We start from the raw sequence: 18,123 nt of genomic DNA on the forward strand, positions 1-18,123 counted from the left end.
ATCTCAGATAATTCGTCTTATCACTCAAGATGATAACGCTTACATTATCAGCAACCCTACATGAACTCGGGGTACCTGTCTCCAGGATAAGCACGCAAAGTGCAAACGGGATAGCGAACTGTTTATTCCCTGCGCCGCTACGCTGAACAAAGCAGGGATTATGTTGTCGGATTGCCTGAGTTTCCATTAAAATAGATCGGATCGATTTAAGCACACAAAGGGGGAAGTGCTTACTTATATGAAACATAAACCACAGATGATGAAAATGCGTTGGTTAAGCGCAGCCGTAATGTTGTCCCTGTGTACTTCATCTGCATGGGCATTTAGCATTGATGACGTTGCAAAAGAGGCCAAAACGTTAGCCGGGAAAGGCTATGAAGCGCCGAAGAGTAACCTGCCCTCCGCTTTCCGCGACATGAAATACGCGGATTACCAGCAAATTCAGTTTAATCACGATAAAGCTTACTGGAATAACCAGAAAACCCCATTCAAGCTTGAATTTTACCATCAGGGTATGTACTTCGACACGCCGGTCACCATCAATGAAGTGACGGCCACCAGCGTGCGCAAAATTAAATATAGCCCGGACTATTTTAACTTTGGTAACGTTCAGCACGATAAAGACACGGTGAAAGACCTCGGTTTCGCCGGCTTCAAAGTACTGTATCCGATCAATAGCAAAGATAAGAACGATGAGATCGTCAGCATGCTCGGTGCCAGCTACTTCCGCGTGCTGGGTCAGGGTCAGGTTTACGGCCTGTCCGCGCGCGGCCTGGCTATCGATACCGCGCTGCCGTCCGGCGAAGAGTTCCCGCGTTTTCGCGAGTTCTGGATCGAGCGTCCTAAAGCCTCCGACAAACGTCTGACTATCTATGCGCTGCTGGACTCCCCGCGGGCAACCGGCGCTTATCGCTTTGTCATCATGCCGGGACGCGACACCGTGGTAGATGTCCAGTCCAAAGTTTACCTGCGTGACAAAGTGGGCAAACTGGGCGTGGCGCCGCTGACCAGCATGTTCCTGTTCGGTTCCAACCAGCCTTCTCCGGCGCTTAACTATCGTCCGGCGCTACACGACTCCAATGGTCTGTCGATCCTGGCCGGTAACGGCGAGTGGATCTGGCGTCCGCTGAACAACCCGAAACACCTTGCCGTTAGCAGCTATGCGATGGAAAACCCGCAAGGGTTCGGCCTGCTGCAGCGCGGCCGTCAGTTCTCGCGCTTCGAGGATCTCGACGATCGTTATGACCTGCGTCCGAGCGCCTGGATCACCCCGAAAGGGGAGTGGGGCAAAGGGAAAATCGAACTGGTTGAAATCCCGACCAACGATGAAACCAACGATAACATCGTGACTTACTGGACGCCGGATCAGCTGCCGGAGCCGGGCAAGGAGATGAACTTCAAGTACACCATCACCTTCAGCCGCGATGAAGACAAGCTGCATGCGCCGGATAACGCTTACGTTATGCAGACCCGCCGCTCTACCGGCGACGTGAAGCAGTCGAACCTGATCCGCCAGCCGGACGGCACCATTGCTTTCATTGTCGACTTCACCGGCGCCGATATGAAAAAACTGCCGGCGGATACCCCGGTCGCCGCCCAGGCGAGTACCGGCGATAACGCTGAAATCGTTGAAAATACCGTGCGTTACAATCCGGTGACCAAAGGCTGGCGAATGATCCTGCGTTTGAAGGTGAAAGATCCGAAGAAAACAACGGAAATGCGCGCCGCGCTGGTTAACGGTGATGACACGTTGAGCGAAACCTGGAGCTATCAGCTGCCTGCCAATGAATAAGATAACAAAGTACATTGACGCATTGCCGCTGTCGGACGTCGAGAAATCGGCGCTGCCGGACACCAGCCTGCAGGCCGTTCATCAGGCCCTGGATGACGACCATCAGACCTTCGCCCGCGAAGACGACTCCCCGCTGGGGTCGGTCAAGGCACGGCTGGCGCATAGCTGGCCGGATTCGCTGTCTGGCGATCAGCTGGTGAAGGACGATGAAGGCCGTACTCAGCTGCATGCGATGCCTAAAGCCAAGCGCTCCTCAATGATCCCGGACCCGTGGCGTACCAACCCGGTCGGCCGCTTCTGGGACCGTCTGCGCGGACGCGATGTCACGCCGCGCTATCTCTCCCGTCTGACGCAAGAAGAGCGCGAGAGTGAGCAAAAATGGCGTACCGTCGGCACCATTCGTCGCTATATCCTGCTGCTGCTGACGCTGTCGCAGACCGTAGTGGCCACCTGGTATATGAAAACCATTCTGCCTTATCAGGGTTGGGCGCTGATCAACCCGGCCGACATGGTGGGGCAGAACCTGTGGATCTCGTTCATGCAGCTGCTGCCGTACGTGTTGCAGAGCGGCATTCTGATCCTCTTCGCGGTGCTGTTCTGCTGGGTTTCCGCCGGCTTCTGGACCGCGTTAATGGGCTTCCTGCAGCTATTGATCGGCCGCGATAAGTACAGTATTTCCGCCTCGACGGTCGGTGACGAACCGTTGAACCCGGCGCACCGTACGGCGCTGATAATGCCGATCTGTAACGAAGACGTTGACCGCGTTTTCGCCGGCCTGCGGGCGACCTGGGAGTCGGTGAAAGCGACCGGTAACGCCGCTCATTTCGACGTCTATATCCTCAGCGATAGCTATAACCCCGATATCTGTGTGGCTGAGCAAAAGGCGTGGATGGAGCTGATTGCCGAAGTGCAGGGCGAAGGGCAGATCTTCTACCGCCGCCGTCGTCGTCGAGTGAAGCGTAAGAGCGGCAACATCGATGACTTCTGCCGCCGCTGGGGCAGCCAGTATAGCTATATGGTGGTGCTGGACGCTGACTCGGTGATGACCGGTGAGTGTCTGAGCAGCCTGGTGCGCCTGATGGAAGCGAACCCGAACGCCGGGATCATTCAGTCTTCCCCGCGCGCCTCGGGCATGGACACGCTGTATGCGCGTTGCCAGCAGTTTGCCACCCGGGTGTACGGTCCGCTGTTTACGGCGGGTCTGCACTTCTGGCAGTTGGGGGAGTCCCACTACTGGGGCCACAACGCCATTATCCGCGTGAAGCCGTTCATTGAGCACTGCGCGCTGGCGCCGCTGCCGGGCGAGGGCAACTTTGCCGGGTCGATCCTGTCTCACGACTTCGTCGAAGCCGCGCTGATGCGCCGTGCCGGCTGGGGGGTGTGGATTGCCTACGATCTGCCGGGCTCCTATGAGGAGCTGCCGCCGAACCTGCTGGACGAGCTGAAACGCGACCGTCGCTGGTGTCAGGGCAACCTGATGAACTTCCGCCTGTTCCTTGTCAGAGGGATGCACCCGGTTCACCGGGCGGTGTTCCTTACCGGCGTGATGTCCTACCTGTCGGCGCCGCTGTGGTTTATGTTCCTTGCCCTGTCGACGGCGTTGCAGGTGGTGCATGCCCTGACCGAACCGCAGTACTTCCTGCAGCCGCGTCAGCTGTTCCCGGTGTGGCCGCAGTGGCGGCCTGAGCTGGCCATCGCGCTGTTCGCCTCGACCATGGTGCTGCTGTTCCTGCCGAAGCTGCTGAGTATTATTCTGGTGTGGTGTAAAGGGCCGAAAGAGTACGGCGGATTTATCCGCGTCACGCTTTCACTGCTACTGGAGGTCCTGTTCTCGGTCCTGCTGGCGCCGGTCCGTATGCTGTTCCACACCGTCTTCGTGGTCAGCGCCTTCCTCGGCTGGGAGGTGGTATGGAATTCGCCGCAGCGTGATGATGACTCCACGCCGTGGGGGGAAGCCTTTATGCGCCACGGCTCGCAGCTGCTGCTGGGGCTGGTGTGGGCGGTCGGGATGGCATGGCTGGATCTACGCTTCCTGTTCTGGCTAGCGCCGATTGTTGTCTCGCTGATCCTCTCGCCGTTCGTATCGGCGATTTCCAGCCGGGCGACAGTGGGCCTGCGCACCAAGCGCTGGAAGCTGTTCCTGATCCCGGAAGAGTATTCGCCGCCGCAGGTGCTCAAGGATACCGATGCGTACCTGACGATGAACCGTCAGCGTTCGCTGGACGATGGCTTTATGCACGCGGTGTTTAATCCGTCGTTTAACGCCCTCGCCACCGCAATGGCCACTGCGCGCCACCGTCAGGGGCATATCCTGGAGATCGCCCGCGAGCGCCATGTCGAGCAGGCGCTGAATGAAACGCCGGATAAGCTGAACCGCGATCGTCGACTGGTGCTGTTGAGCGACCCGGTAACCATGTCGCGTCTGCACTATCGCGTATGGGCCGCGCCGGAGAAATACTCTTCATGGGTGAACGCCTATCAGCAGTTGGCGCTTAACCCGCTGGCGCTGAAAACGAAATAAGCCGTACGTTAAGGAAAATACCGGCAGCGATGCCGGTATTTTTTTATCTGAAATACGAGGATGTGGATGCGAATACTACCGATCATTGCCATGGCGCTGCTGCTCAGCGGCTGCGGCAGCATTATCAGCCGTACGGTGCCCGGGCAGGGGCATGGCAATCAATATTACCCGGGCGTACAGTGGGATGTTCGCGATTCGGCATGGCGCTATCTCACCATTCTTGACCTACCGTTCTCGCTGGTATTTGATACGCTTCTGCTGCCTCTGGACGCCAGCCACGGCCCCTATAACTGATTAACGCTCGTCCCACTCGTCGGCTGCCGTCTGCCCCTCTTCGGTGTCCAGCGAGGGCTCGAGCTGAAATTCGCCTTCATCCCATTCGTGGAGCGTATTTTCCTCCAGCCACTCCTGACGCAGCTCTATCTCATCATAATCCCCGTCGAAGACGCTCTGCGCGGCTTCGCCGCTGAGCATCGGGAGGCATTCGCCTTGTTCCTCTTCGTCAGCAAAAAATTCAGCCTGCCAGGCGATATCGCCATCCTGCAGCACATACTTTTGAATGTTGAGCTGCTCAACGTTGGCGCTCTCTTCATCGCTGTCAGGGTTGTTGGCGAGAAATTCTTCACGTGCTGCATCAATAGCTTCTTCAAGCGTGGCGTAGAACATCGAATCCTTTGGCATAGCGAATCTCCTGAGAAGAATATGAATTGAACACGATTCAATCTATAGAAGGCGGTACGCACGGCGTCAAGGGACAGAGCCACTCTCGACGTTAATTTACTGAATGCGAAGTATCCGCGGCTGGCCGACGCAGGCTGAGGGTGGAGTAGATCGCATTAAACAATACCACCCCTGCGGTGACCAGAAATACAGCGCGGAAGCCATAGTTAGCGGAAACCGACGCGCCAATCAGGGGGCCGGTAACGTTGCCAATATCGCGGAACGACTGGTTATAGCTGAAGATTCGCCCGGAGATCTGACTGGTGGAGTTGTACACCAGCAGGGTTTGCACCGCCGGCAGCAGCGCGCCGTCCGCGGCGCCGAGCAGGAATCGCAGGATACCTAACTGCAGCGGGGTCTGAACGAACGACATCGGGATCAGGAGTAGCACCGAGATAATCAGCGCCACGATGAGGATTTTTTCCGGCCCGATGCGATCCCCCAGTTTGCCCAGCCGCGGGGCGCTCATCAGCGCGGCAATGCCCGGCACCGAGGCGATCATTCCGCTGATAAAGGCGATGTTACTGACGTTGCCCGCGAGATCGCGTACATAAAGCGTCAGGATCGGCGCAATGGAACCGGTGGCCACCTGGATTATCAGCGAGGTCACAAACAGGCTGAGCACCAGTTTGGGATTCTGCAGCGAGGAGAACACCTCTCTGGCACTGAGCATCTCTTTCCTGGCGATCGGCACAAAATTTTCGCGGATTAAAAACAGGGTAAACAAGAAACAGATAAATAGTACCGCCGCGGTCATAAAGAAGACGGTGCGCAATCCCCAGTGGTCGGCCAGGAAGCCACCTGCCAGCGGGCCGAGCAGGGCGCCGCTTACCGCGCCGGTAGACAGTGTCCCCAGCGCCCAGCCGCTTTTATGGCGCGGGATCTGGGTGGCAATCAGGGCGTTGGCGTTGGGAATAAAGCCGCCCAGCAGGCCGAGCAGTGCGCGCAGCAGCAGAAACTGCCAGATATTCTGCGCCATTCCCATCAGCATCATCACGATGGCCATCCCGAGGGCGGAACGCAGCAGCATGATTTTTCTCCCCTTGCGATCAGCAAGCCCCCCCCAGAACGGCGAGGCGATGGCAGAGAAAAGAAAGGTAATACTAAAGACCAGCCCGGACCACATGTTCAGGGCGCTATGCCCGGTGACGCCGAGCTGTTCGACGTAGAGTGGCAGAAAGGGCATGACCAGGCTGAAGGCGGCGCCGGTTAAAAAGCAGCCAAGCCAGGTCACGGTCAGGTTTCGTTTCCAGTTAATGGGGGTTTCAGCAGACGACATAGGGTTCCACTGGCCTGCGCGGCAGGTCAAATTAAGAGAAAATATGAGCCTGCTAATTATGCGCCTGAGAAATAGATGCCGCAATGGAGGAGAGCTTTTAAAGCTAAAGGAGAGCCTAAAGCCTGAGCGGCGAAGCTTCCCGGCCGGGATGAGCGCGGCCGGGAAAAGGGATCAGTAGCGGGAGGGCATGCCTTCGGGGCGGGTTTTGAAGCGACGATGGAGCCACATATACTGTTCCGGGGCCATCATGATGCACTGCTCAACGATCTTGTTCATCCACGCGGCGGTGGTTTCCGCGTCGTCCAGCGGCGGGGAACACTCTGGCGGCAGGATAATCAGTTCATAACCTTTACCGTCCGGTTTGCGGCGCGGGACGAAGGGCACGATGCAGGCTTTGGACATTTTCGCCAGCATCCAGGTGCCGGAGGTGGTCGCCGCCTGGTCGACCGCAAACAGTGGGGCGAAGACGCTGGCGGTCGGGCCGTAATCGTGATCCGGTGCGTACCACACCACTTCGCCTTTTTTCAGTGCCCGGATCATGCCTTTCAGATCCTTACGGTCAATCATATCCTTGTTGGAGCGCAAGCGGCCCCAGGTCTGCAGCCAGTCGATCACCGGGTTGTCGTTGGGGCGATAGACGCCAATCCCCGGCTCGTTCATACCGAACATCCGCGCTCCCATCTCGAGAGTGAGGAAATGAATACCGATCAGCAGAATGCCGCGCTGCTGCGCCTGCACATCGCGAATATGCTCAAAGCCGATGGTGTCGGTCCAGCGGGCGATACGGCGAACCGGCCAGAACCAGGCCATACCGGTCTCCATCAGCCCCATGCCCACCGATTCAAAGTTCATCACCACCATCCGGTGGCGTTCCTGCTCGCTTTTCTCGGGGAAGCAGAGCTCAAGGTTGCGATAGGCGATTTTCGCCCGGCGCTTCATAAAGCGCATGGCCAGACGGCCGATGGCGTTCCCGAGGCGGTAGATCAGCGGGTAGGGCAGTTGGACAACCAGCCACAGCAGGCCGATACCCAGCCACAGCAGCCAATAGCGCGGATGCAACAGCGCCGGAGAAAATTTAGGCAAATGAGTCATTTGATACCCGTATCAGTGAGCAACGTCTTATATTATCGCATTTTTTTACCGGCCAGCCAAAGGCGGCGGCAGTCAGATCGTTTTGTTAAGCGGGGCGTGACAGGGTGAGAGAAATGTAGCGTAAAATGTAGGGATGTAAATTAATTAGCTTTGCTATATTATGCCCGCCGTTTATTTCCTCATTTCTATGTCGAGCAGGTACACCATGCCAGTGTTACACAACCGCATTTCAAATGAGACGTTAAAGGCGCAAATGCTGGCTGAAACCGAGCCGCGCACGACGATCTCGTTCTATAAATATTTCACTATTGTCGACCCGCAGGCGACCCGTGATGCGCTGTGGGTTGCCTTAACCCAGCTGAAGGTCTTTGGCCGCATCTATCTGGCCCGGGAAGGGATCAACGCGCAAATCAGCGTGCCGCAAAGCAACGTTGAGGCTCTGCGTGAGTTTCTCTATGGCTTCGATCCGGCGCTGGCGGGGCTGCGTTTCAATATCGCCGTGGAGGACGATGGTAAGTCTTTCTGGGTGCTGCGCCTGAAAGTTCGCGATCGTATCGTCGCCGACGGCATCGACGATCCCTCGTTTGACGCCTCCAATGTGGGGGAGTATCTCAAGGCGGCGGAAGTCAACGCGATGCTTGACGATCCGGATGCCGTGTTTATCGATATGCGCAACCACTATGAATATGAGGTGGGCCATTTCGAAAACGCGCTGGAGATCCCGGCGGATACCTTCCGCGACCAGCTGCCGAAAGCCGTGGAAATGATGCAGGACCATAAAGACAAGAAAATTGTCATGTATTGCACCGGCGGCATTCGCTGTGAAAAAGCCAGCGCCTGGATGAAGCATAACGGCTTCAATAAGGTCTGGCACATCGAGGGTGGCATCATCGAGTACGCCCGTCGCGCCCGCGAGCAGGGGCTGCCGGTGCGCTTCATTGGCAAAAACTTTGTCTTTGATGAACGGATGGGCGAGCGGATCTCCAATGACGTTATCGCGCACTGTCATCAGTGCGGCGCGCCGTGCGACACCCATACTAACTGCCTGAACGATGGCTGCCATCTGCTGTTTATCCAGTGCCCGAGCTGCGCCGAGAAGTTTGCCGGCTGCTGTAGCGAAGCCTGCATGGAAGAGCATAAGCTACCGGAAGAGGAGCAGCGTAAGCTGCGCGCCGGGCGTGAAAACGGCAACAAAATCTTTAATAAATCCCGTGGCCGGCTGAATACCAAACTCGGGATCCTCGACCCGGAGCCGTCAGAAAAACCATAACCAGACGAGATCGATGATCGCCAGCAGCAGCCAGAGCGCCAGGTAGATCATAAAATGCTCGCGCACGTTGTTGACCAGCATATTAAACAGGCGACGCATAACCGCTCTCAATCACTAACGGCCTCAGCAGAGGCCGTTTCTTTACCCAACGGCAAAAGTGCCGCATTCCATTACGCGTTAAAGCGCGCCAGAGAAAAGGGGGCCAGATTGAAGCTCGATGCTTCGCCCTGAGCAAACTGACTGGCAATTTCGCCCAGCACCGGCGCAAACTTAAAGCCGTGGCCGCTCAGCCCGGTGATCAGCAGCGTGTCTGGCCTGCCTGGCAACGTATCGATAATAAAGTCCTCATCGACGGTATTGTCGTAGGTACAGGAGGCGCCGTGCAGGCAGCCGCCGATGCCAGGCAGGACGTTACGCAAAAACGGGAAGGATTCGGAACCATCGCTGGCGACAGCGCCAAACGCTACCCGCTCCTGCGGGGTGGAGATCGGCTGGCCGCCGTTATGCTTGCCAATTTTCAGTTCATTATCTTCCGCCGGGAAACCGTAATATTGATCGCCGTTGGGCAACTCGCCGGTGAAGGCCGGGAAGTGATTCTTGCTGCTGTAACGGCCATCGGCCTGGTACCAGGCGAACACCTTGCGTACCGGCTGGATAGGGAGGTCCGGAAGCAGGCGGGTGACCCAGGTGCCGGCGCTGACCAGCAGTTTTTTACCATGATATTCACCGTCGAGGGTATCGATGGTGATCCCGTCAGCATGGTGATGAATAGCCGAGACCGGACAGTTGAATAGCTGCGCGCAGCCTGCTTCCCGCGCCAGACGGATCCAGGTTTCGACGGCCAGTTCGCTGCGCAGTACGCCGGAAGCGGGTTCGAAAATCGCCCGATAGTCATCGGGGAGGCGTATCTCCGGCCAGCGCTGCATCACGGCCTGGGCATCCAGCTCTTCCACCTCAAGCTGGAACGCACGGGCGCTGGCGGCGACGTTGGCGAGAAAAGCGGAGCTGGCGGGGCCGAGGTTAATGACGCCGGTGCGTTCAAACACGGCTTCGCCACTGATCTCTGCCAGTTCATCCCATAGCTGCTGGGCACGCAGCACCAGCGGAACATATTTCTCACCTTCGCCATAGGCGTGACGGATAAGACGGCTGCTGCCGTGATGGCTGCCTTCCTGGTGGGGAGGTTGATGGGCATCGGTCATCAGAACATTGAGTCCGGCACGGCGCGCATAATAGCCAGCGGCGGCGCCGACGGAGCCGCTGCCAATAATGATAAGATCGTATTGCATGGTGAGTTCCGGGTAATTGCCTTGTTAGCAGGGTAATTAACTCCCTGTGCTTATACAAGCCCGAAAATAATTCAGGCACCCGCAGGTGCCTGTTAAGTTTAATGTTAAGTCATTCGCAAGCCGCGTTAATGTCGGCGATACTCGTTTTCCTGGTATTCGCCAGATTCAATCTTCGCAATGCCTGCTTCCAGGATTGAAATAAACTGACGTGCGACGTCCGTCGTTAGCCATAGCGTCTGGCCGATCTCAGCATCATTACTGTTTTCTTGAGTGGGGTTCTGGTAGTGCAGGCGCAACATCAGCGCATCGTAGCTATCAACGGTGCTGATGTCCCATCCAACGAGGGGATGGGTCTGAATGACTTCATTATTTTTTTCCATCATAACCCCTTATTCATATGTTAAAAGACAACAATTCTCGAGGTTTAATGCATATTTTTTGAAGCAAGTTAATTATATCAGGGATCAAGAATAAACTCGAGAAATTAAATGAAAGGCAGCATGATTTTCTTCTTTTGCCGCTTTTTTACTCAAGATAAGCGCGTAAAATGGCCACTTTAGTCGATATTGAGCAGAATAATCAGGACTATTCTGAACAGAAGAGGGGATAAAAAAAGCCGGGGCGACCCGGCAAAAAAAGCACAATGAGGGAGCAAACCAGAGTAACTGGATCCCGCCATGCTTCAGGAGAGATCGTGGACAAACCAGTCGTCCGCGCTTTCCCATGTTTCCTGCAGGATTTCGCTTATCCGGTCTTTGTCTTCTTTCAGGGCGCCAAACACCGAGAGCTGATTACCGGTGGCGTAGCGGACGCTCACCTGGCTATCGATGGCCGGGAATTGCTCGGCGATACGGCGAGAGAGTTCGTTATTCAGCGCTTCCAGCGCGCCGTTAGGTAAGGCGGTCGTTTTGGCGATAGACACTTCAATGCGCATAATTGCCCCCTGCGTTCGATACTGGTTATTTATACAGTATCCGGTTAGCGTTGACAACAGGGGGCTGCGTTTTTATTTCTTCACGGTCCAGCGAACGGTTTCACCCGCCAGGAAGGGCACCAGGGTGTCATTAGGCAGGGCAATGCTGTCCACAACGGTCGTCTCTTCACGCACCAGTTCAACGTAGCTCTCATTGACCGGCAGACCGTAGAAGCGCGGGCCGTTTAGCGAGCAGAAAGCCTCAAAGTGCTGCAGAGCGTTCATTTCTTCAAACACCGTGGCGTAGCTGCCGAGGGCGGTCGGGGCGTTAAAGCAGCCGGCGCAGCCACAGCTGGCTTCCTTACGGTGGCGGGCGTGCGGTGCGGAGTCGGTGCCGAGGAAGGCGCGGCTGAAGCCGCTGGCGACCAGCTCCCGCAGAGCCTGCTGATGAATATTGCGTTTAAGTACCGGCAGACAGTACAGGTGAGGGCGAATGCCGCCCACCAGCATATGGTTGCGGTTGAACATCAGATGCTGCGGGGTGATGGTAGCAGCCAGCAGTTCATTACCGTCACGCACGTACTCGGCGGCGTCTTTGGTGGTGATATGTTCAAAAACCACTTTCAGGCCGGGCAGGCGCTGGCGCAGGGGCTCCATCACCGTCTCAATAAAGCGCGCTTCACGATCGAAAATATCAATCTCGGCGTGAGTGACTTCGCCGTGAACGAGCAACGGCATCCCCAGTTTTTCCATCCGCTCCAGCACTGGCATAATGGCGTCGGTGCTGGTGACGCCGTGGCTGGAGTTAGTAGTGGCATTGGCCGGGTAGAGCTTGGCGGCGGTGAACACCCCTTCGTTAAAGCCGCGTTCCAGCTCCGCTGGGTCGAGAGAGTCTGTCAGATAGCAGGTCATCAGCGGGGTAAAATCATGCCCGGCCGGCACGGCGTCCATAATGCGCTGGCGGTAAGCGATAGCCGCCGCGACGGTGGTGACAGGCGGCACCAGATTCGGCATCACGATCGCCCGGCCATAAAACTCACTGGTATAAGGCACGACGGTTTTCAGCATATCGTCATCGCGCAGATGGATATGCCAGTCGTCTGGGCGGCGGATTTTCAATACCTGGGATTGTGCTGTCATGGAAGGCTCCGGCTAATAGGTTCAGTCATCAGGGCTGTTTTTTGCCGGGCACTAAGGATAAGCGTAAACGTTTTCCTTTGCACTCATTTCCGTAAAAAATTCAGGGCGCCGTAGCGCCCTGGAGATTAATTGGTAAAGGGGATGACAATCTCGCCTGGCTTCACCTCTATACCTTTGGCGTATTTCTTCGCCAGCGCTTCGCCGGTGCTGGCGTCCTCACGCAGGACATAAGCCGGCTGCTGGCTGAAGTAGCTGCGCAGAGACTGATTCAGGTAGGGGAGCAGGGCCTGAATAACCGACTGCAGCTTCTCCGGCGCCACTTTGGCATCGACCACTTCCATTTCCTGCAGGAAGATGGCGCCTTTCTCTCGGTCAAAGGTTGGCAGCGCTTTGAGCTTCAGATCGATCGTCGCTTTCTGCGTGCCGAACAGGGAGTTAAGATCGACGTTGGCGATCCCGCTCAGGGTGACTTTGCCCGGCTCCTCGCGCCCGATAGCGCTGGTCAGGTTCTGCAGTTCGATATGGGCGTCGGCAACGCCTTTCAGACCAATATCTTTGGCGAAATGGTTTCGCTTCTGCAGGGCCTGGTTAATCTCCTGCTCGCTTACCGTGTATTGGGTCAGCTGATTACAGCCGCTCAGCAGGCCGCTGACAATTAGCGCGGCGGCGATCAATATCTTTTTCATGGGGTTCCTCAAGCTCATACCTTCCTTCATCCTGACACAAAGCATCATGACCTGTCAGCACCCATCGCGCCAGCAGAATAGGCTGAAAGCAGGAGAATCCGCCGCCGCGCGCATCAGGTGCGCGGCTCCAGCATACCGGAGGCAGAGCGTTTCGGACTGAATTGCCACCATAGCGCCAGGAAGGTGATAACCCCGATGGCGCCGAGCATCAGCCACGGCAGTTCGGGCTGGCCGACGGCTTTCCCGGCATCAAACAGCCAGCCGCCGCCCGCGTAACCCAGCGCGCCGCCGAAGGCGAGCCCCAGACGGCTGAAACCCATATAGCTGCCACGCGCCCGGGCGTCCGCCAGCGAAGCGCCCAGCGTCTCGCGGGCGGGTTCGGCAATGATAGAGCCGATGTAAAACAGGCAAATCAGGGTAAACAGCTGCTGTAAACTGCTGGTCATCCCGATGGGGAGCATGGCCAGGGTCATCACCAGCAGACCGGCCATCAGCCGGTGCTCAAGGCGGAAGCGTTTTTCGCTCCAACGGGCAATAGGATAGAGCAGGGTGAGCGAAATGGTGGCTTCGATGGCGTACATCCATTTCACGGCGGCCGGCGAGCCGGCGATGTCATTCACCATGATCGGCAGCATCAGCATCACCTGCACCGCCAGCATATAATAGCCGGTCAGCGTCAGGACATAGGTGACGAAGCGTTTGTCCCGCAGCACCCGGCCCAGACCCTCGCGAATCGGCGTTTTCACCGTCGAGAGCTTCCATGCCGGCAGATACCAGGCGTTAAACGCGGCGCAGGCGATAAACAGCGCGGCGCCGGCGCTGCACACCAGGCGAAAATCATACTGCAGCAGCCAGCTGCCCAGCAGCGCGCCAATCACCGCGCCGGCGCTATCCTGCATCATCAGGATGGAGAAAAAGCGGCCGCGCTGATGCGGACGCACCAGCTTAACCACCAGCGCCGCCCGCGGCGGATCGAACAGTGTACCGCCGAGTCCGGAGAGTATGCACGAGAACCACAGCACCCACGGCTCATGGGCGACGGCCATCGCCGCGAAACCGCCGGCACGCATCAGCATACCGGTGACGATCATCGGTTTCGCGCCGAAGCGGTCGGCGATGGCGCCGCCAAAGATGCCTAATCCCTGCTGTACCAGCTGGCGCAGGCCGAGCGCAATGCCGACCATCAGCGCTGCCCAGCCCATCTGATCGACAAAGCGGATGGAAATCAGCGGAAAAACGACAAAAAAGCCCAGCACGACCAGCATGTTATCGACTAACAGGAAATATTTACCCAGGCTCCTTGCCTGCGAGACGCGGGACATTTCCCCTCCAGGGAAAAATAGAGATAAGCGAGGATATTCTGCGGGCAATCTGCTGCTTTTCCCAGCACCCTTGCGACAATATTTTTTTATCAAAAAGCAAGATCGATTGAGCCTATTCATCGAAAAGAGGAGATGGCGCAGAAAATGGTATGTTGCTGTTTTCACACTATCGTGCAGGAAAGGTATAGTGATGAAAGCAAGAGTGAAGTCAGGGGGACTGAAAAAGGAAATGTTTGGCTATCGCAGTAACGTGCCGAAGGTGCGTTTGACGACGGACCGGCTGGTGGTGCGCCTGGTTCACGATCGTGACGCCTGGCGTCTGGCCGATTATTACGCCGAAAATAAAGCGTTCTTAAAACCCTGGGAGCCGGTTCGTGACGACAGCCACTGCTATCCCTCCGGATGGCAGGCGCGTCTGTCGATGATCGCTGAGTTTCATAAGCAGGGGTCAGCTTTTTATTTCGCGCTGCTCGACCCTGAGGAAAAAGAGATCATCGGTGTGGCGAATTTCTCCAACGTGGTGCGCGGATCTTTCCATGCCTGTTATCTTGGCTATTCCATTGGCGAGAAGTGGCAGGGGCAGGGGCTGATGTTTGAAGCGCTGACGTCGGCGATTCGCTATATGCAGCGCACGCAGCATATTCATCGCATTATGGCCAACTACATGCCGCATAATCAGCGCAGCGGCGCGCTGCTGGCGCGGTTGGGGTTTGAAAAAGAGGGTTACGCCAAAGATTATCTGCTGATTGACGGGCAGTGGCGTGACCATGTACTGACGGCGCTAACGACGCCGGACTGGTCTGCGGGACGTTAAGGAGAGAGGATGAAATATCAGTTAACTGCGCATGAAGCGCGCGTCATTGGCTGCCTGCTGGAAAAGCAGGTCACCACCCCCGAGCAGTATCCGCTGTCGGTAAATGCCGTGGTGACCGCCTGCAATCAGAAAACCAACCGCGAGCCAGTGATGTCGCTGAGCGAAAGCGAGGTCCAGGCCCTGCTGGATACGCTGGCGAAACGGCACTATCTGCGCACGGTCAGCGGATTCGGTAATCGCGTCACCAAGTATGAACAGCGCTTTTGCAACTCCGAATTTGGCGATCTGAAGCTTAGCGCCGGCGAGGTTGCGGTGGTCACGACGCTGCTGCTGCGCGGTGCTCAGACGCCGGGCGAATTACGCAGCCGGGCGCAGCGGATGTATGAGTTCAGCGATATGGCGGAAGTGGAAAGCGTGCTGGAAGGGCTGACGACGCGCGAAGATGGCCCCTTCGTCGCCCGGTTGCCCCGGGAGCCGGGAAAACGGGAAAGCCGCTATATGCATCTGTTTTGCGACGATATGGACACGCTGATCACCACAGTGGAAGCTCTCGCGCCGCTGGACGATGACGGCGATCTGCGCGCCAGGGTTGAAGCGCTGGAGGGCGAGGTGGCGGAGCTGAAGGCGCGCCTCGATTCGCTGTTACACCATCTGGGAGACTAAAACGTGGGGACAAGATTGCGCATTGGGGTGGTCGGCTTAGGCAGCATTGCGCAGAAAGCGTGGCTGCCGGTGCTGGGGGCGGCGGAAAGCTGGACGCTGCAGGCGGCCTGGTCGCCGGGTAAAGAGAAGGCGCTACGGATCTGCGAAACCTGGCGGATGCCATACGCTGATTCCCTCGATGCCCTGGCGGCACAGTGCGATGCGGTCTTTGTCCATACCTCGACGGCTTCACATTATGAAGTAGTGAATCACTTACTGAATGCCGGGGTTCATGTTTGTGTGGATAAACCATTGGCGGACAAGCTGAGTGAGGCGGAGACGCTGGTCGAGCTGGCGGCGCGACGTCGACTGACGTTGATGGTCGGTTTCAATCGCCGCTTCGCGCCGCTCTATCGGGAGCTGAAGGGGCGGCTGGGCGAGGCGGCCTCGCTGCGGATGGATAAGCATCGTAGCGATAGCGTCGGCAACGATCTGCGCTTTACGCTGCTTGATGACTATCTGCATGTGGTGGATACCGCGCTATGGCTGGCCGACGGTCAGGCGCGTCTGCGCGGCGGCGCGCTGAAGATCACCCCGCAGGGCGAAATGCTCTATGCCGAACATCAGTTCAGTTCGCCCCGGCTGCAGGTCACCACCAGCATGCATCGTCGCGCAGGCAGCCAGCGCGAGTGGGTGCAGGCGGTCACGGATGGCGGGCTATATGCCGTCAGCGAGATGCGCGAATGGCAGGAGGAGTGCGGTCATGGCGTGGTCCAGCGCCCGGTTGCCGGCTGGCAAACCACCCTTGAGCAGCGCGGCTTTGTCGGCTGCGCGCGCCATTTTATCGAATGCGTGCAAAATCAGACAGTTCCTGAAACTGCAGGCGAACAGGCGCTGCTGGCTCAGCGGATCGTTGAGAAACTGTGGCGCGACGCCATTAGCGAATAATCCATTGTAACAACTGACAGTAGTAATTCATGTTGAACCCGGTAGACTATCGCCACTTTCCAGCGCCCGCATTTGCGGGCGTTTTACTCCAGGGTTTGGAATAACAGCGTAATGAACCTTTTAAAATCACTGGCGGCAGTCAGTTCGATGACCATGTTTTCGCGCGTGCTGGGCTTTGCCCGCGATGCGATTGTGGCGCGTATTTTTGGCGCCGGGATGGCGACCGATGCCTTTTTTGTCGCCTTCAAACTGCCTAACCTGCTGCGGCGTATTTTTGCCGAAGGCGCCTTCTCACAGGCGTTTGTGCCGATCCTTGCCGAATATAAAAGCAAGCAGGGCGAAGATGCCACCCGCGTGTTTGTCTCATACGTCTCCGGGCTGCTGACCCTGGCCCTGGCTATCGTTACCGTTATCGGGATGCTGGCGGCGCCGTGGGTAATCACCATTACTGCGCCCGGCTTTGCCGATACCGCCGATAAGTTTGCGCTAACCACCCAGCTGCTGCGTATTACCTTTCCCTATATTTTGCTGATCTCCCTGGCTTCGCTGGTGGGGGCGATCCTCAATACCTGGAACCGCTTCTCGGTGCCGGCCTTTGCGCCGACGTTCCTCAACGTCAGTATGATTGGCTTTGCGCTGTTTGCCGCGCCGTATTTCCATCCGCCGGTGCTGGCGCTGGCCTGGGCGGTGACGGTCGGCGGCGTGCTGCAGCTGGCTTACCAGCTGCCGCATCTGAAGAAGATTGGCATGCTGGTCCTGCCGCGAATTAATCTGAAAGATGCCGGCGCGATGCGGGTGGTGAAGCAGATGGGGCCGGCGATCCTTGGCGTGTCGGTAAGCCAGATCTCCCTTATCATCAATACCATTTTCGCCTCATTCCTCGTGTCGGGCTCGGTGTCGTGGATGTATTATGCCGACCGCCTGATGGAGTTTCCCTCCGGCGTGCTGGGTGTGGCGCTTGGCACTATCCTGCTGCCATCGCTGTCAAAAAGCTTCGCCAGCGGTAACCATGACGAGTATTGCCGGCTGATGGACTGGGGACTGCGTCTCTGTTTTCTGCTGGCGCTGCCGAGCGCGGTGGCGCTGGGGATCCTCGCCAAACCGCTGACCGTGGCTCTGTTCCAGTACGGCAAATTCAGCGCCTTTGACGCGGCGATGACCCAGCGCGCGCTGGTGGCTTATTCCGTGGGGCTGATGGGCCTTATCGTGGTGAAAGTGCTGGCGCCGGGCTTCTATTCCCGTCAGGACATCAAGACCCCGGTCAAGATTGCTATTATCACCCTGATTATGACCCAGGTAATGAACCTGGCGTTTATCGGCCCGCTGAAGCATGCGGGTCTGTCGCTGTCCATCGGCCTGGCGGCCTGCCTGAACGCCGCGCTGCTCTACTGGCAGCTGCGTAAACAGAAAATTTTCACCCCGCAGCCAGGCTGGTTGGCCTTCCTGCTGCGTCTGATTATTGCAGTGCTGGTTATGGCCGCGGCGCTGCTGGGCGTCATGCATCTCATGCCTGAGTGGTCGCTGGGGACGATGCCGTTCCGTCTGATGCGTTTGCTGGCGGTGGTTATCGCCGGGGTGGTAGCCTATTTCGCCACGCTGCTGGTGCTGGGCTTCCGCGTGAAAGAGTTTGTCCGTCGCACNGCGTAAGCAGTTGTGTGGGTAGAAAAACCCCGCTTCGCCTCAGGCGAAGCGGGG

19 protein-coding genes (1 of these 19 only partly in view) are annotated in these 18,123 nt (G+C 57.4%); 8 read left to right on the plus strand and 11 right to left on the minus strand.

Annotated features, from left to right (window positions below):
* Positions 1-238 precede the first annotated feature (238 nt).
* The 3 genes from mdoG to VZP09_RS05435 all read left to right on the plus strand — a co-directional run bounded on the left by mdoG (position 239) and on the right by VZP09_RS05435 (position 4,607).
* Positions 239-1,792 carry a glucans biosynthesis protein MdoG gene (gene mdoG, locus VZP09_RS05425; protein ID WP_004183630.1) on the plus strand — a complete coding sequence of 518 codons (1,554 nt, stop codon included), beginning with the start codon at positions 239-241 and terminating at the stop codon, positions 1,790-1,792.
* Positions 1,785-4,313, plus strand: coding sequence for a glucans biosynthesis glucosyltransferase MdoH (mdoH, locus tag VZP09_RS05430; RefSeq protein ID WP_328794943.1), 2,529 nt, complete (start codon positions 1,785-1,787; stop codon positions 4,311-4,313). Before mdoG ends, mdoH begins: the two co-directional genes overlap by 8 nt.
* A 66-nt stretch (positions 4,314-4,379) precedes the next feature.
* The gene (locus VZP09_RS05435) at positions 4,380-4,607 is read left to right on the plus strand and encodes a YceK/YidQ family lipoprotein (RefSeq protein ID WP_002898978.1); all 228 of its coding nucleotides are present in this window, start codon (positions 4,380-4,382) and stop codon (positions 4,605-4,607) included.
* Here VZP09_RS05435 and VZP09_RS05440 read toward each other — a convergent pair whose 3' ends face one another.
* The 3 genes from VZP09_RS05440 to VZP09_RS05450 form a co-directional block, all read right to left on the minus strand.
* Positions 4,608-4,994 carry a MysB family protein gene (locus tag VZP09_RS05440; protein ID WP_002898981.1) on the minus strand — a complete coding sequence of 129 codons (387 nt, stop codon included), beginning with the start codon at positions 4,992-4,994 and terminating at the stop codon, positions 4,608-4,610.
* A 91-nt stretch (positions 4,995-5,085) separates the two neighbouring features.
* Entirely contained in the window at positions 5,086-6,312 is a 1,227-nt protein-coding gene (gene mdtG / locus VZP09_RS05445) for a multidrug efflux MFS transporter MdtG (RefSeq protein ID WP_002898984.1), read from the minus strand.
* A 171-nt stretch (positions 6,313-6,483) separates the two neighbouring features.
* The gene (locus tag VZP09_RS05450; RefSeq protein ID WP_004140735.1) at positions 6,484-7,404 is read right to left on the minus strand and encodes a Kdo(2)-lipid IV(A) acyltransferase; all 921 of its coding nucleotides are present in this window, start codon (positions 7,402-7,404) and stop codon (positions 6,484-6,486) included.
* Between the two features lie 205 nt (positions 7,405-7,609).
* Between VZP09_RS05450 and trhO the strand changes: the two genes are divergently transcribed.
* Positions 7,610-8,674, plus strand: a complete 1,065-nt coding sequence (trhO, locus tag VZP09_RS05455; RefSeq protein WP_002898987.1) for an oxygen-dependent tRNA uridine(34) hydroxylase TrhO — start codon at positions 7,610-7,612, stop codon at positions 8,672-8,674.
* Here the strand turns inward: trhO and VZP09_RS05460 are convergent.
* The 7 genes from VZP09_RS05460 to mdtH form a co-directional block, all read right to left on the minus strand.
* Positions 8,660-8,773, minus strand: a complete 114-nt coding sequence (locus tag VZP09_RS05460; RefSeq protein ID WP_002898988.1) for a DUF2770 family protein — start codon at positions 8,771-8,773, stop codon at positions 8,660-8,662. The genes trhO and VZP09_RS05460 overlap by 15 nt on opposite strands.
* A gap of 71 nt (positions 8,774-8,844) precedes the next feature.
* Positions 8,845-9,963 (minus strand): N-methyl-L-tryptophan oxidase, encoded by a 1,119-nt coding sequence (gene solA, locus VZP09_RS05465; protein ID WP_002898990.1) that lies wholly within the window; start codon positions 9,961-9,963, stop codon positions 8,845-8,847.
* Between the two features lie 125 nt (positions 9,964-10,088).
* On the minus strand, positions 10,089-10,343 hold the full coding sequence (bssS, locus tag VZP09_RS05470; protein WP_002898992.1) for a biofilm formation regulator BssS: 255 nt from the start codon (positions 10,341-10,343) through the stop codon (positions 10,089-10,091).
* Between the two features lie 302 nt (positions 10,344-10,645).
* A complete protein-coding gene (gene dinI / locus VZP09_RS05475; protein WP_002898994.1) occupies positions 10,646-10,897 on the minus strand; it encodes a DNA damage-inducible protein I in 252 nt (83 codons plus the stop codon).
* A 72-nt stretch (positions 10,898-10,969) separates the two neighbouring features.
* Positions 10,970-12,016 (minus strand): dihydroorotase, encoded by a 1,047-nt coding sequence (pyrC, locus tag VZP09_RS05480; protein ID WP_004176586.1) that lies wholly within the window; start codon positions 12,014-12,016, stop codon positions 10,970-10,972.
* Between the two features lie 125 nt (positions 12,017-12,141).
* Positions 12,142-12,702: a lipoprotein gene (locus VZP09_RS05485; protein WP_004150824.1), complete on the minus strand. Its 561-nt coding sequence runs from the start codon at positions 12,700-12,702 to the stop codon at positions 12,142-12,144.
* Positions 12,703-12,815: 113 nt separating this feature from the next.
* Positions 12,816-14,024 (minus strand): multidrug efflux MFS transporter MdtH, encoded by a 1,209-nt coding sequence (gene mdtH / locus VZP09_RS05490; protein WP_002899096.1) that lies wholly within the window; start codon positions 14,022-14,024, stop codon positions 12,816-12,818.
* A gap of 229 nt (positions 14,025-14,253) precedes the next feature.
* Here mdtH and rimJ point away from each other — a divergent pair, with 229 nt between their 5' ends.
* The 4 genes from rimJ to murJ all read left to right on the plus strand — a co-directional run bounded on the left by rimJ (position 14,254) and on the right by murJ (position 18,075).
* Positions 14,254-14,838 (plus strand): ribosomal protein S5-alanine N-acetyltransferase, encoded by a 585-nt coding sequence (gene rimJ / locus VZP09_RS05495; protein WP_002899099.1) that lies wholly within the window; start codon positions 14,254-14,256, stop codon positions 14,836-14,838.
* Positions 14,839-14,847: 9 nt separating this feature from the next.
* Positions 14,848-15,501 carry a YceH family protein gene (locus VZP09_RS05500; protein WP_032414772.1) on the plus strand — a complete coding sequence of 218 codons (654 nt, stop codon included), beginning with the start codon at positions 14,848-14,850 and terminating at the stop codon, positions 15,499-15,501.
* Between the two features lie 15 nt (positions 15,502-15,516).
* On the plus strand, positions 15,517-16,428 hold the full coding sequence (locus VZP09_RS05505) for a Gfo/Idh/MocA family protein (RefSeq protein WP_004140718.1): 912 nt from the start codon (positions 15,517-15,519) through the stop codon (positions 16,426-16,428).
* 111 nt (positions 16,429-16,539) lie between these two features.
* Positions 16,540-18,075, plus strand: coding sequence for a murein biosynthesis integral membrane protein MurJ (gene murJ / locus VZP09_RS05510; RefSeq protein WP_002899104.1), 1,536 nt, complete (start codon positions 16,540-16,542; stop codon positions 18,073-18,075).
* A 33-nt stretch (positions 18,076-18,108) separates the two neighbouring features.
* Here murJ and VZP09_RS05515 read toward each other — a convergent pair whose 3' ends face one another.
* Positions 18,109-18,123, minus strand: the final stretch of a protein-coding gene (locus tag VZP09_RS05515) for an MFS transporter (protein WP_328794944.1). 1,221 nt of this gene lie beyond the right edge of the window; only the last 15 of its 1,236 coding nucleotides appear in the window; its start codon lies off the right edge, out of view — the gene reads right to left on this strand; the stop codon is at positions 18,109-18,111.

This window comes from Klebsiella sp. EMBS2024 (assembly GCF_036233805.1).
GTDB classification, from domain to species: domain Bacteria; phylum Pseudomonadota; class Gammaproteobacteria; order Enterobacterales; family Enterobacteriaceae; genus Klebsiella; species Klebsiella pneumoniae.